General features: G+C 63.3%; 10 protein-coding genes. 4 read left to right on the top strand and 6 right to left on the bottom strand.

Translation table 11 applies throughout. The features are described 5' to 3' along the window. The gene (locus tag NKI29_RS01630) at positions 1–552 is read left to right on the top strand and encodes a DUF924 family protein (RefSeq protein ID WP_502894566.1); all 552 of its coding nucleotides are present in this window, start codon (positions 1–3) and stop codon (positions 550–552) included. Between the two features lie 24 nt (positions 553–576). Here the strand turns inward: NKI29_RS01630 and folK are convergent, their stop codons facing one another. The 3 genes from folK to folP are packed head-to-tail and all read right to left on the bottom strand — an operon-like array spanning position 577 to position 2,293. Beyond that, the gene (gene folK / locus NKI29_RS01625; RefSeq protein WP_352568754.1) at positions 577–1,101 is read right to left on the bottom strand and encodes a 2-amino-4-hydroxy-6-hydroxymethyldihydropteridine diphosphokinase; all 525 of its coding nucleotides are present in this window, start codon (positions 1,099–1,101) and stop codon (positions 577–579) included. Next, positions 1,085–1,444, bottom strand: a complete 360-nt coding sequence (gene folB, locus NKI29_RS01620) for a dihydroneopterin aldolase (RefSeq protein ID WP_352568755.1) — start codon at positions 1,442–1,444, stop codon at positions 1,085–1,087. The genes folK and folB overlap by 17 nt, the downstream gene beginning before the upstream one ends. A 3-nt stretch (positions 1,445–1,447) precedes the next feature. Further along, positions 1,448–2,293, bottom strand: coding sequence for a dihydropteroate synthase (gene folP, locus NKI29_RS01615; protein WP_352568756.1), 846 nt, complete (start codon positions 2,291–2,293; stop codon positions 1,448–1,450). Positions 2,294–2,389: 96 nt separating this feature from the next. On the opposite strand from folP, the gene NKI29_RS01610 reads away from it, so the two are divergent. After that, positions 2,390–3,007 (top strand): DUF922 domain-containing Zn-dependent protease, encoded by a 618-nt coding sequence (locus tag NKI29_RS01610; protein WP_023674836.1) that lies wholly within the window; start codon positions 2,390–2,392, stop codon positions 3,005–3,007. 201 nt (positions 3,008–3,208) lie between these two features. Beyond that, a complete protein-coding gene (locus NKI29_RS01605; protein WP_352568757.1) occupies positions 3,209–4,690 on the top strand; it encodes an MDR family MFS transporter in 1,482 nt (493 codons plus the stop codon). Between the two features lie 27 nt (positions 4,691–4,717). Here the strand turns inward: NKI29_RS01605 and NKI29_RS01600 are convergent, their stop codons facing one another. The 3 genes from NKI29_RS01600 to NKI29_RS01590 all read right to left on the bottom strand — a co-directional run bounded on the left by NKI29_RS01600 (position 4,718) and on the right by NKI29_RS01590 (position 6,615). Next, positions 4,718–5,746: an NAD(P)/FAD-dependent oxidoreductase gene (locus tag NKI29_RS01600; RefSeq protein WP_352568758.1), complete on the bottom strand. Its 1,029-nt coding sequence runs from the start codon at positions 5,744–5,746 to the stop codon at positions 4,718–4,720. A gap of 82 nt (positions 5,747–5,828) precedes the next feature. Continuing rightward, positions 5,829–6,149: a 2Fe-2S iron-sulfur cluster-binding protein gene (locus tag NKI29_RS01595; protein ID WP_023674833.1), complete on the bottom strand. Its 321-nt coding sequence runs from the start codon at positions 6,147–6,149 to the stop codon at positions 5,829–5,831. Between the two features lie 97 nt (positions 6,150–6,246). Then, positions 6,247–6,615, bottom strand: a complete 369-nt coding sequence (locus NKI29_RS01590; RefSeq protein ID WP_352646500.1) for an Hpt domain-containing protein — start codon at positions 6,613–6,615, stop codon at positions 6,247–6,249. 285 nt (positions 6,616–6,900) lie between these two features. Here NKI29_RS01590 and NKI29_RS01585 point away from each other — a divergent pair, with 285 nt between their 5' ends. Continuing rightward, positions 6,901–13,287: an apolipoprotein A-IV repeat region-like domain-containing protein gene (locus tag NKI29_RS01585; RefSeq protein ID WP_352568760.1), complete on the top strand. Its 6,387-nt coding sequence runs from the start codon at positions 6,901–6,903 to the stop codon at positions 13,285–13,287. The last annotated feature ends 40 nt before the right edge of the window (positions 13,288–13,327 follow it).

Genomic DNA, 13,327 nt, shown 5'->3' with positions numbered 1-13,327 from the left:
ATGATGAACGAACTGGACGAGCGCGCTGTCTCCATCACCAGATTCTGGCGCGACGCCGGGGAGGACGCGTGGTTCGAGAAGAACGACGCCTTTGATGCCGACTTCCGCACCCGGTTTCTCGATCTGCACTTTGCCGCCGCCCGCCGCGAATGCGACGGCTGGTCCGAACACGCCGAAGGGTCGCTGGCACTGATGATCCTGCTCGACCAGTTTCCGCGAAACTGCTTTCGCGCCACCGGCCACATGTACGCCACGGACCCGCTGGCGCGGCATTTCGCCGGGAAAGCGATCGCTGCCGGCCATGACCTGGCACTCGACGAAGAGCTCCGCGTTTTTCTCTATCTGCCCTATGAGCATTCGGAGGACCTCGCCGATCAGCTCAAATCGGCAGAGCTTACCGCCGCCAAAGCCCCGATCTATCTGAAATATGCGATCGAGCATCGCGACATCATCCAGCGCTTCGGCCGCTTTCCGCATCGAAACAGGATGCTTGGCCGCGAGACGACACCGGACGAACAAATGTTCCTCGACGGAGGTGGGTTCTCCGGCTGATTTCAGGCACCGATGGCGGCAGCATCAGGTTTTCCACCAATCCCGGCCTGACGGCAGCCGTTCAATGCCCGATGTGTCGACGGCGGCCAGCCGCTCCGATACGCTCTTGCCGTCGACCACAAGCTCCGGCGCAATTTCTGCCAGCGGCGCCAGCACGAAGGCGCGCTCCAGCATGCGCGGATGCGGCACCTCCAGTCCGGTCTCGTGGATGATGCGGTCGCCGAACACCAGAATGTCGATATCGATCAGGCGTGGACCCCAGCGCTCCTCGCGCACCCGCTTCAGTTTTCGCTCGGCGTCGAGGCAAAGGTCGAGCAAAGCCCGTGGCGCGAGCGCGGTCGAGATTTCGGCCGTCGCGTTGAGGAAATCCGGCTGATCGAGCTTGCCCCAGGGGGGCGTGCGGTAGAGCGACGAAACGGCAACGACGCGCGTTCTCTCGTTGGCATCCAGAATGCCCAGTGCCGCAGCCATCGACTTCGCCGGATCGCCGAGATTGCCGCCAAGGCTGAGATAGACGGTGTTGTTGTTGTTACTATTCTGGCCAGACAACGGTCACCTCGACATGATCGAGCACACCCGGCACCGGGGCGTTCGGCTTGCGCACGGTGATTTCGGCCTTTTTGATCTGCGGAAACCGCGCCGTCAGCGCCCTCGCCACTTCGAGCGCCAGCGCTTCGATCAGAAAGCGCCGTTCGCCGGTAATGATCTTCTCGATGACCGCAAAGGCGATGCCGTAATTGACGGTGTCCTCGATGGAATCCTCGACCAGCGCCTGCCCGGGATCCACCGTGAGTGCCGCATCGACATAAAAGCGCTGGCCGAGCGTCTCTTCTTCGTCCAGCACACCGTGCCGGGCAAAGAAGGCGCAGTTCTTCATGCGGATGACATACATGGCTCAGCTTTCCCCGATCTCACGTGCCAGCATAGCATCGGCGATGGCCAGCGCATCCACGTTGATTGCGACATCGTGGACGCGAAAGAGATGCGCGCCTTTGAGCCTCAGGATAACGCTGGTGGCCGCGGTCCCGGCGCCTCTTGCGGCTGCGTCGCGGCCGGTGACGGTGCCGATAAAGCGCTTTCGCGATGTGCCGGCCATCAGTGGAAAACCCAGCGCATGAAGCTCGGAAAACCGTGCCATCAGGTCAAGATTTTCCGCTGCCGTCTCCTTGGCAAAGCCGAAGCCCGGATCGAGCACGATATGGTCGTCGGCAACACCGCTCCGCCGCGCGATTTCCAGCGACTTCCTGAGGAAGAAGAGCTGATCGGCAATCACGTCGGGCAGTTTCTGCCGGTCCCGTCCAGTGTGCATGACGACAAGGCCAGCGCCGGTTTCGGCCGCGACCCGGGCAATGCCCGGTTCGCGCTGCAGGCCCCAGACGTCATTGACGATATGCGCGCCGGCTTGGACGGCAAGCCGGGCCGTATCCTCGCGATAGGTATCGACCGAGATCAGCGTTCCGCCAGACGTCGCGAGCGCCTCGATGACCGGCAATATGCGAGCCTGCTCTTCCTTTGCGGAGACCGCAGACGCCCCGGGACGTGTCGATTCTCCGCCGATGTCGATGACGGAGGCCCCCTCCTCGACCATGCGGCGCGCCTGAGCCACTGCTTTTTCCGGCGCATCGAACAGGCCGCCGTCGGAAAAACTGTCCGGCGTGATGTTGAGGATGCCGACGACCACGGCCTTGCCGCCAAGGTCGAGATGGCGTCCGTGCGCCAATTGCCATCGCCCTGTCATCATTGCCCATCAACCATGTTCGATCTCGCGGCGTGGCGGGGGATCAATTCCGTTGCGCCGAGGACGGCGGTAAAGCAAGGTGGGGAAAGAGGCAACACGATGAAACGATCCCTCCTCTGCGCCCTGATGCTCGCTCTGACCGCATTCCCGGCCGGCGCTGCAACTCTCGTCAAGACATATAGTTATTTCCCGATCGGCGGCAGGACGCTCGACGACATCGAGACCCAGCTGTCGAAACTCGGGCCTCAGGTGAAAAGCACCGGGTCGCGGCATCCGGGAGCTACCCAGATGGCGTTCACCACCCGCGTCAGCTATGCGCAAAAGCCGGGCTCGTGCTGGATTGCCGACGCTGTCGTCACCGTCAAGGTCAAGGTCATCCTTCCTGAGTGGCGCCGCCCGCGCAAAGCCGATGCCGGCGTCAGGCTGTTCTGGGATACGTTGTCCGCCGACATCAAGCGCCATGAGGAACGCCACGTCGAGATTGCCAAGAACCACGGCCGCGAACTAGAAGACGCCTTGAAGGCGAGCTACCCGGAAAAGACCTGCGAACTGGCAAAGGCCAAGGCCGCAAAAATCACTGCGGCCATGCTTGCCAAACACGACCAGGACCAGATGCGCTTCGATCGCGTCGAAAGCGCCAATTTCCAAAGCCGCATCCTGCGGCTCTTGCACTATCGCATCGAGCGCATTGAGAACGGCCGGCTCGCTCCCGGCTGACTCCGCGTCGTCGGACAAAGCCAATTTTGCCGAAACATAGTGCCAGCTTCGGAAAACTTTCGAGCCGCTGTCGAAATCGGCCTATAGCGAACGACATATGCCAGGTTCGCAGGGATCAGCCTCCGGCAAACGCCAATCGGCGTACCTAGATGCTTCCCAGCCCGTCGCGGACGTGCACGCAGGCATAATGGATGAACGGATATGGACCAGGCTGTCGACAAGCAAACGATGGTGGAAACCAGCGCGCCGCTGACCGAAACCGAGAAAAACGCCATCATCGGCGGCGTGCTTTTGTCGATGCTGCTGGCGGCGCTCGACCAGACCATCGTCGCGCCGGCGATGCCGACGATGGCCCGTCTGCTCGGGCATGCCGAATATCTGCCATGGATCGTGACCGGCTATCTTCTGACCGCGACCGCCGTGGCGCCGCTCTACGGCAAGATCTCCGATATTTATGGTCGCCGGCCGACCGTCTATGCTGCAATCCTGATCTTTCTCGCCGGCTCGCTGGTCAGCGCCACGGCCCCTAACATGCTGGTCCTGGTTGTCGGCCGGGCGATCCAGGGCGCCGGTGGCGGCGGCCTGTTCGCCCTGACGCAGACCGTGATCGGCGACCTCGTGCCGCCGCGCGAGCGGGCCCGATACGCCGCCTGGATCTCGGGCACATGGGCCGTCGCCAGCATCGCCGGGCCGCTCCTCGGCGGCACCTTCGCCGAACATCTGCATTGGTCGCTGATCTTCTGGATCAACATTCCGCTCGGCCTGCTGGCCATGGCGATCATCAACAACCCGCTCAAGAAGCTGCCGATCGCCGCAAAACATCACCGCATCGACGGCCTCGGCGCGCTGCTTCTGGTCGCGGCCACCTCGCTGCTGCTGCTTGCCTTGAACTGGGGCGGCAGCGAGTATCCGTGGCTGTCGCCTGAAATCCTTGGACTGCTCGCCTGCTCGGCGGTGTTCTGGAGCGCGTTCGCGCTGCGGCTCATGCGCGCGGCCGAACCGCTGATCTCGCTCGAAGTGCTCGGCAATCCGATCGTTCTCGCCGGCACATTGTCGATGTTCCTGCTGCAGGCCGCCAATGTCGGCTTGTCAGTCTATCTGCCGGTCTACCTGCAATCGGTCGTCGGCCTGTCGGTCAGTCAATCGGGCACCGCGTTGCTTGGGCTGATGCTCGGCACGGTGGCCGGTGCGACATTCAGCGCGCGAATGATCCCGCGCTTTTTCCACTATAAGCGCATTGCCATGATCGGAACTGTTTTCTCGATCCTGTGCCTCGGCGTGCTCAGCCTGGTCGCCGGGCATGCCTCACTTTTGCTCGTCGAGGTGTTGACGACCTGCGTAGGCCTGGGTACAGGCACGACCTTTCCGGTTGCCACCGTCTCGGTCCAGAACGCCGTCGATCGCATGCACCTTGGCGTAGCGACCGGCGTTCTCACCTTCCTGCGCTCGCTGGGCAGCGCGCTTGGCGTCGCTATGCTGGGTGCCGTCGCCCTTGGTTACGGGCTGCCGCTGGCCAGCGAAGGCACGCAGCCGGCCGGCCATATCGCTTCGGCCATGCCGTTCGTGATGATCTTTCTTGCCGCGGCCGCGATCTTGCTGTTGTCGCTCATCACGCTCTGGCTGATGCCGGAGAAAACGCTTCGCGGCCATGCCGAGGCTGTGGCTCCAGCCCTGGCGGAGTAGACCGGCCCGACGAAAATATGGCGAGGTTCAGTCGACCACGCCGAGCTTCTTCTGCAGACTGGTTGACGAGGTCGTATACTGAAAAACGATGCGCTCGCCGGGGCTGACGATGCGCTTGGCCGCTTGCGCCATCAAGGCGACCTCGTGGAAGCCCGACAGGATCAGCTTCAGCTTGCCGGGGTACCAGTTGATGTCGCCGACGGCGAAGATGCCGGGCACCGACGTCTGGAATTTTTCGGTGTCGACCGGGATCAGGTTCTCGTGGAGGTTGAGGCCCCATTCGGCGATTGGGCCGAGCTTCATCGTCAGGCCGAAGAACGGCAGCATCCGCGTACACGGCACTTCGATATCGCCCTCCGGCCCCTTGATGGTGGCGGAGGCGAGCTGGCCGTCGGCGCCGGTCAGGCCAGTCACCTGTCCGACCTGGAATTCCAGCTGCTTCATCTCCTGCATGGCATACATCTTGTTGACGCTGTCGGGCGCTGCACGGAATTCGGGCCGCCGGTGCACCAGCGTCACGCTCTTGGCAACCGGCTGCAGGTTCAGCGTCCAGTCGAGCGCCGAATCGCCGCCGCCGACGATGACGAGGTCGTGGCCGCGAAAGTCCTCCATCCGGCGCACCGAGTAGAACACGCTCTTGCCTTCATAGGGTTCGATGCCTGGAATCGGCGGGCGCTTCGGCTGGAACGAACCGCCGCCGGCGGCAATCACCACAATTTTGGCTTCGAACACCTCGTTTTCGTCGGTAATGACGCGGAAGCTGCCGTCCTCCAATCTTTCCAGGCTCGAAACCATGCGGCTATAGGTGAATTCGGGCTTGAACGGCGCGATCTGCTCAAGCAGCTTGTCGACCAGGCCTTGCGCCGAGATCGAGGGCCAAGCCGGAATGTCGTAGATCGGCTTTTCCGGGTAGAGTTCGGCGCATTGCCCGCCGGGCCGGTCGAGTATGTCGATCAGATGGCACTTCATGTCGAAGAGGCCGAGCTCGAATACGGCAAACAGGCCGACAGGCCCTGCCCCGACAATGAGTACGTCCGTCTTGGTGATAGCGGTCATGAAGCATGCGCCTCTATGGGAAAACGGCGCGACACTGCATGACCATTGGTCCGCTGCCAAGCGGCAGCCGCAAAAATCGGCTTCAGCCCTGGCGGGCCGGCACGCGCACGACCAGCCCGTCGAGGGCGTCGCGCACCTTGATCTGGCATGACAGCCGCGAGTTCGGCTGGACCTCGTAGGCGAAATCCAGCATGTCCTCTTCCATGGCTTCCGGCTCGCCGACCTCCGCCGTCCAGGCTTCGTCGACATAAACATGGCAGGTCGCGCAGGCGCAGGCGCCGCCGCATTCCGCTTCTATTCCCGGCACCGCATTGCGGATCGCATTTTCCATGACGGTCGAGCCGTTTTCGGCATCCACGTCAAAATGCGTGCCGTCATGGGCGATGAAGGTCAGCTTGGTCATTTGTCACCTGAAGGGAGTCTGAGCCGACATAATCACTCTGCCGGACAAGTCAACTGCGGCGCGAAAGCGCCCGTGCGTGGCGTCTTTGGGATAAGTCCTATCGGCTGATGGCGGCGACGAAGTCGCGCACTTCTTCGATCAGCGAGCCAAGCCGCATCAGCGTGCTGGCGTCTTCGGGCCGGCATTCGATCGCGCTGGCGCAATCGGCAATGGCGAAGGCGCCGACCCCGCGCGCCGAGCCTTTGAGCCCGTGTGCCAATAGCAGCCGCTGCCTGACATCCGCATCGACGATCTTGTCGCGCACCGACAGCGCCTGCTGCACGAACAGAGCCAGCACCTCCTGCTCGAGGCTCCGATCGCCCATCGTCTGGCGCGCAAGATGCGCCAGGTCGATCGGCCGCGCCCCGGCTGTCCCCGACACGTCGCCGCCGGGCATCGAGAAGGCAATGCCGTTTTCGCCACGTATCACTTTGAGACTCCGTTCTTCGACCGCCGCAAAAACTAGGCGTATCCGGTGGACAACGGGTTAATGATTGGCCCGGAAAAATGTCGCGATAACGGCGCCGGAATCACGGCTGTGTTAACCTTATATTTAAAGTTTTACGTATCGGGCGGAATGCATGTTTTCTTTACCCGGCTGTGTCATTACGATACGACAGGTCCATTTTCAGCCTCCTGCGCGGGACACGCTAGGCAGAATCAATAAGCAGAACCATAAGTCCCGCGGCAGCTTGTACAGGGTAGCGAAGGCATGGCGAAGAAACCAACGACGACAAGAACGCTCGACAGCGACGTAGCCAGGGAACTTGAAAAGGCACTTGATATCGATCTGAGCGGCGATGCCGGCGGCGACTTCGACATGGCTGCATCCATGGAAGATCTCGAAGCGCAAATATCGCAAGCCGCCGACGAGCTGGCGCGCGAAGGTCGCAGCCAGAACCAAGCGCCTGCCCCGGACCAGACCCAGAACGCGGCACCTGCCGCCAATCAAAGCCAGATCGCAAATCCCACGCCAAAGGCCAAGCCGGCTGAGTTGCGTCCTGTCGCAACGCGCAATGGCTCGCAGCCGGCAGCTTTCTCGCCGGCCAACGACGATCGTCAAAAAGACTATAAGACGCTCCTGCACACCCTCAATCGGCGCGCCTCGAACACGATCTACTGGGTCGTGGCTTTCGTTTCGCTGGCCTGGATCGCCGGCGCTGGCGGCCTTGCGAACCTGTTGTTCGGACCTGGCATCTGGAACATCCGCACCTTCGATCAGTTTTTCGCCCGTCCGGAGCTGATCGGCCTGGCGGTCGCGGCAATCGTGCCCGTCATCCTGTTCTGGGCATTCGCAGTGATGATTCGCCGCGCTCAGGAGATGCGCCTTGCCGCGCAGTCGATGACCGAGGTGGCCTTCCGTCTGGCCGAGCCGGAAAATCTTGCCCAGGATCGCGTCATGATGATCGGCCAAGCGGTTCGCCGCGAGGTGGCAGCCATGGGCGAAGGCATCGAACGCACGCTTGCGCGTGCCGTCGAGCTCGAAACGCTGGTCCACAGCGAGGTGAACCAGATCGAGCGCTCCTATTCAGAGAACGAGTCCCGCATCCGCTCGCTGGTCGACGGGCTGGGCAGCGAGCGCGAAGCGGTCGTCACCCATGCCGAGCGCGTGCGCGCCTCGATCACCGGCGCCCACGAGACACTGAAAGACGAGATCAACGCCGCCAGCGATATCATTCGCGACAGCATTCTCAACGCCTCGACCAAGCTGTCGATGACGATCAACGAATCCGGCGATACGCTGATCGACAGGATCAACGGAAGCTCGTTGTCGATCTTCGATTCGGTGGAAGGCCGGCTCGAGTCGATCACCGATCGGCTGTCGACGTCGGGCGAGGCCTTCGCCAGCCTGCTCGACACCCGGATCGCCAAGCTGACGGACACCACCGATGGCCTGACGCGGTCACTGACCGACCTGCTCGACGACCGCACGAGCGGCATGGTGTCGCTGCTCGGCGGTGCCGCCCGCACACTCAATTCGGAATTCGAAGCCAGCCTCAACGGCATCGAGCGGACGCTTGCTGAACGTGGCCAGGCGCTGATCAGCGAGTTCCAGACCCGCGCCGAGGCGCTCGACACCGGCACGCAGAAGCTCAACGCCGCGCTGGAGGCTCGCGCACGCCAGATCAACGAGACGCTGGTCGAGCGCGCGCGCGAAATCGCCCACACCTTCCAGGATAGCAAGGAGACGCTGTCGGCGATGATCGATCAGGGCAAGACCCAGATCGGCGCCGACATGGCCGACATCATTTCATCGACCTCGACCATGCTTGAAGCCCGCGCCGGCGATTTCGCCGGGCGCATGGAAGCGGCGCGCCATGTCGTATCGCGTTCGTTCGATACGGACATCCAGCGGCTTGCCGATGCTCGCGCCGGCATCGAGGAAGCCGTCGAGAACCACAGCCGCAAGCTTTCCGAAAGCCGCGACCGGATGGCGGCGGCAATGCAGGCCGATCTGGCGAAGTTCGCCGAAGGTCGCGCCGAAGTCGACGCAGCGGTGGCTAACCAGGTGCAGAAGCTAGCCGAAGGCCGCGGCCTGATCTCGCGCGCCCTTGAAGAGGATCTGCGCAAGGTCAACGAATCGCGCGCAGCGATCGACGCTTCGCTGGGCAGCCATCTCGAAAGCCTTGAAGAGGGTCGCAACAGGCTTGCCCAGGCCTTGAACGAAGACTCCGGAAAACTCGTGCAAGCTCGTACGATAATTGATGAAATGGTTGCCGGGCACGTCGGCAAGCTCGCCGAAGGCCGCAGCATCCTTTCGCGCGCGCTCGAGGCCGACCTCGGCAAGCTGGCAGAGAGTCGCGCCAGCATCGACGGCCTCGTCGCCGGTCAGGTCGAAAAGATCGCCGAGGGTCGCGCCATACTCGCCAGTGCGCTGGAAGCCGACATCGCCGGCATCAATGGCCTCATCGAGGCGCATTCGGCGAAATTGGCGCAAGACCGCAGCGGCCTTTCCCAGTCACTCGATAACGACCTGTCCGACATCAGGAGCCTGATCGCCGATCATTCTGGCAGGCTCGCCGATGACCGCAGCCTGCTTTCGAAGACGCTTGAAGACGATCTTGCCAAGCTGGCCGAAAGCCGGTCGAGCATCGATGGGCTGGTTGCCGGCCAGGTCGAGAAGCTGGCCGAAGGCCGCGACATCCTCAAGCGCGCGCTGGAATCGGACCTGAACGCGATCAAGGGCGTCATCGCCGGCCAGTCCGAAAAGCTGGCGGAAGACCGTGGCCAGCTGTCGCGGGCACTGGAGAGCGACCTGCAGGCCGTGCGGGGCGTTGTCTCCGATCACATGAACAAGCTCGCCGAAGACCGCTCGACCCTGTCGAAGGCGCTCGAAGACGATCTCGGCAAGTTGGCCGAAAGCCGCTCGAGCATCGATGTGATGGTTGCCGGCCAGGTCGAAAAGCTGGCAGAGGGCCGCGACATCCTCAAGCGTGCGCTCGAAGCCGATCTGAGCACTGTCAAGGATGTCATCGCCGGCCAATCCGAGAAGCTGGCGGAGGATCGCGGTCAGCTGTCGCGGGCACTGGAGACCGATCTCGAGACCGTGCGGGGCGTCGTCTCCGAACATATGAACAAGCTCGCCGAGGACCGTTCGGCCCTCTCGAAGGCGCTCGAGGACGATCTTGCCAGGCTGGCAGAGAGCCGGTCGAGCATCGACGGGCTGGTCGCCGGCCAGGTCGAGAAGCTGGCCGAGGGTCGCGACATCCTCAAGCGCGCCTTGGAAGACGATCTTGCCAAGCTGGCCGAAAGCCGCTCGAGCATCGACGGACTGGTTTCCGGCCAGGTCGAGAAGCTGGCCGAAGGCCGCGACATCCTCAAGCGCGCCTTGGAGGCCGATCTCAGCACGATCAGGGGCGCCATCGCCGATCAGTCGCAGCTATTGACCGATAATCGCGCGCAGTTTTCGCGTGCGCTGGAAGCCGATCTCGGCAACGTCAACAGCCTTGTCGCAACCCACGCAGAGAAGCTCGTCCAGGACCGCTCGACCCTGTCGAAGGCGCTCGAGGACGATCTCGCCAAGCTGGCCGAAAGCCGCTCGAGCATCGATGGGCTGGTTGCCGGCCAGGTTGAGAAACTGGCGGAAGGCCGCGACATACTCAGGCGCGCGTTGGAAGCCGATCTGGAGAGGCTTGCAATGAGCCGCAGCGAAGTCGACGAGATCGTCGCCGGTCATGTCGGCAAGCTGAGCGAGGGCCGCGACATGCTGACCCGCGCATTGCAGGACGATCTCTCCAGGCTCGCCGAAACGCGTAAGGATGTCGACCGTTCGCTGTCCGGCCATATCGACCAGATCGCCGCCAGGAGCACCGACATCTCCGATGCGATCGCTGCGGACGTAGAAAAGATCGAGCAGGCGTTCAGCCGGCAGACAGGCATCATTGAAGAGCGCGCCAGCACAATGGAGCGGGCGCTGTCGACGGGTGTCGACAACGTGCGCAGTGTGCTCGAAAGAAGCGCGGTCTTCGTCGCCGGCGCGCTGCGCGAGAAGGTCATGGAAGTTACGAGCGCGCTGCATGAGCAGGCGGGCGCGGCATTCAGCGATGCCGACCGCAAGATCGCCGAGCGCGCCGAGCAGACCTCGGCCGCCCTGCTCGCCAGGGCGGAGGACATCGCCCGCACCTTCGAGGAGGCGGATCGTCGCCTCGCCGCCCGCGCCGAGGACACGTCGAGCGCACTGATTGCCCGCGTCGACGACACGTCGAACAGCTTGCTCGCGCGTGCCCAGGAAACGGCCGATCAGCTGGCAGCCAGAGCAAGTGAGATTGCCGGTACCTTCGACGCGGCGGACCACCGGCTGGTCTCTCGCGCCATCGAAACGGCCCAGTCGCTGGCGGCACGTGCCGGCGACATCCTGCGCAATTTCGAAACAGCCGACGAGCGGCTGGGCGTGCGCATCGGCGAATCCGCCGAAGCGCTCGCGGCACGTGCGTCGGATCTCGGCCGCATTTTCGATGCCGCCGACCAGCAACTTATTTCGCGCATTGCCGAAGGCTCCGAAGCACTTTCGGCCCGTGCGTCCGAGATCGGCCGCATCTTCGAGGAGGCGGATCATCGCCTGGTGTCCCGTATCGCTGACAGCAGCACCGCAATCGGCGAACATGCCGACACCATTGTCGGTGCCTTCACCAGCACCGAGCAGCGGGTTGCCGAACGCGCCAGGCAGACTGGCCAGGAACTCGCCGTCCATGCCCGTGAAATCGAGCAGCTGCTTGCCGGTGCCGACGAACGCCTGGCATCGAGTGCTGCCGCCACTGCGGCCCGCGTCGAGGAGCAGGTCGCCAGCGTCGAGAACCGCCTCGCCTACTCCGCCGAGACAATGGGCCAAAAGCTCAACGAACAAGTCTCGGGTGCCGAGGCGCAGTTGGTCTCGCGTGCCAACTCGATCGCCGAGACCTTTACCGCGGTCGGCCAGCATATCGGCCAGAGCACCAACGACGCTGCAAAGACCATCGGTGCCAATACTCGCGAACTCAATACGATGCTTGCGGCACGTTCGGCCGAAATATCGAAAATCCTGGACGAGACGGCACGGCCTCTGGTCGAGCGCTTCGCCCAGGGCGGCTCCGAGCTGCAAAAGAGCATGGAAGAGGTCACCGAACGTGCGACCGAGAAGCTGCGCAATCAAAACGCCGCCCTCGTCGATGCCATCGCCAGCCGCACGGCCGAAACCCTGTCGGCCGTCGAAGGCGCGCGCTCGACGCTTGCCGACAGCGTTGCCGACCTCATCGGCCGCATGACCACCTCCAGCTCGCAGCTCGGTCAATTGATCGAGCAGGCGGCGACCAATCTCGGCCAGGTCGACGAACGCCTGACCGGGAGCACGCAAAGCTTCGCGGCGACCACGGAAAAGACCGCGCAGACCTTCGCCAGTTCGGCGCGTCTGGTCGATTCGAACACGACGCGGCTCACCGAGCTGTCGTCGTCGACCTTGCGCGAGGTTGCTTCAATCGCCACCAAGTTCGACGAGCACAGCCGGTTGCTTTCCAGTGCCTCGGACCTGTTGAGCTCGGCCCAGAGCAATCTTGAGCACACGCTCGAAAGGCAATCGTCGCTGGAGGACCTTGCCGTCGGCCTTGTCAAGAAGTCGGAAGATCTCGAAAGGGTCATGCGCTCGTTCGAGAATCTGGTCGGCCAGACGCTGCAGAACGCCGAAGGCAAGACGCTGGAATCCGCCGACAAGATCCGTACCGCGATTTCCGAAGTGGTCGATTCGGCAACCAAGCGCTTTGCCGATGCGACCGAGGAGATGCGGCGTACCGCCGGCTCGATCAAGAGCGAGCTCGACCTCACCCGGGCCGAGCTTAAGAAAGGCGTCATCGAGATGCCGGAAGAGGCAAAGGAATCAACCACGGCTATCCGCCGTGCCGTTTCAGAGCAGATCAACGCGCTGAAGGAACTTTCTGAAATCGTTGCGAAATCTGGCCGCAGCGCCGACAGTTCGGAACAGCGCAACCTGCGTCCGGCGCCGCAAGCGCCTGCCGCACGCCCCGCCGAACCGCCACGTCGCCCGGCTCCGGCTCCCGAACAGCGCCGTGCACCGCAGGCGCCTTCGGGCGAGACGGCGCTGCGCGGCACGCTCGACCTCGAACGTCCCGCAGACCAAGCGCCGCGCCAGCGCGACCCCAACGGCCGCACGCCGCAGGGCGGTTGGGTGCGTGACCTCCTGACCGGTGCATCACGCGAAGACGACGCCAAGCCGGCAGCGCCTGCCGAAGCGCCGCGCCCGGCTCCCGCTGCGCGTTCGCCGCTTCATGTCGTGGAATCGCTGAACTCGCTCTCGGTCGATATCGCACGCGCCATCGATCACGATGCCTCGATCGAGCTGTGGAACCGCTACCGGCGCGGCGAGCGCGACGTCTTCACGCGCCGACTTTACACGCTGAAGGGCCAGCAGACGTTCGACGAGATCCGCCGCAAATATCAGTCAGAGGCGGAGTTCCGCGCTGCTGTCGATCGTTACTGCGACGATTTCGAAAAGCTGCTCAAGGACGTGTCGCGCAACGACCGCGACAACATCATGGCGCAGACCTACCTGACGTCGGATACCGGCAAGGTTTACACCATGCTGGCCCACGCCAGCGGCCGCCTGCACTAAGCGGGCGACAGAGAACAAACGAAAAGGCGGGATTTCCCGC

This window comes from Mesorhizobium sp. M0678, assembly GCF_040320505.1.
GTDB lineage: Bacteria > Pseudomonadota > Alphaproteobacteria > Rhizobiales > Rhizobiaceae > Mesorhizobium.
This window is presented reverse-complemented; position numbering and strand designations above follow the sequence as displayed.

What these genes read in the sequence shown, in the direction of transcription:
- NKI29_RS01605 (WP_352568757.1), top strand. Translation starts at nt 3,209, where the DNA reads ATGGACCAGGCTGTCGACAAGCAAACGATGGTGGAAACCAGCGCGCCG.
- NKI29_RS01595 (WP_023674833.1), bottom strand. Translation starts at nt 6,149, where the DNA reads ATGACCAAGCTGACCTTCATCGCCCATGACGGCACGCATTTTGACGTG.
- folP (WP_352568756.1), bottom strand. Translation starts at nt 2,293, where the DNA reads ATGATGACAGGGCGATGGCAATTGGCGCACGGACGCCATCTCGACCTT.
- NKI29_RS01600 (WP_352568758.1), bottom strand. Translation starts at nt 5,746, where the DNA reads ATGACCGCTATCACCAAGACGGACGTACTCATTGTCGGGGCAGGGCCT.
- NKI29_RS01630 (WP_502894566.1), top strand. Translation starts at nt 1, where the DNA reads ATGATGAACGAACTGGACGAGCGCGCTGTCTCCATCACCAGATTCTGG.
- folB (WP_352568755.1), bottom strand. Translation starts at nt 1,444, where the DNA reads ATGTATGTCATCCGCATGAAGAACTGCGCCTTCTTTGCCCGGCACGGT.
- NKI29_RS01610 (WP_023674836.1), top strand. Translation starts at nt 2,390, where the DNA reads ATGAAACGATCCCTCCTCTGCGCCCTGATGCTCGCTCTGACCGCATTC.
- NKI29_RS01585 (WP_352568760.1), top strand. Translation starts at nt 6,901, where the DNA reads ATGGCGAAGAAACCAACGACGACAAGAACGCTCGACAGCGACGTAGCC.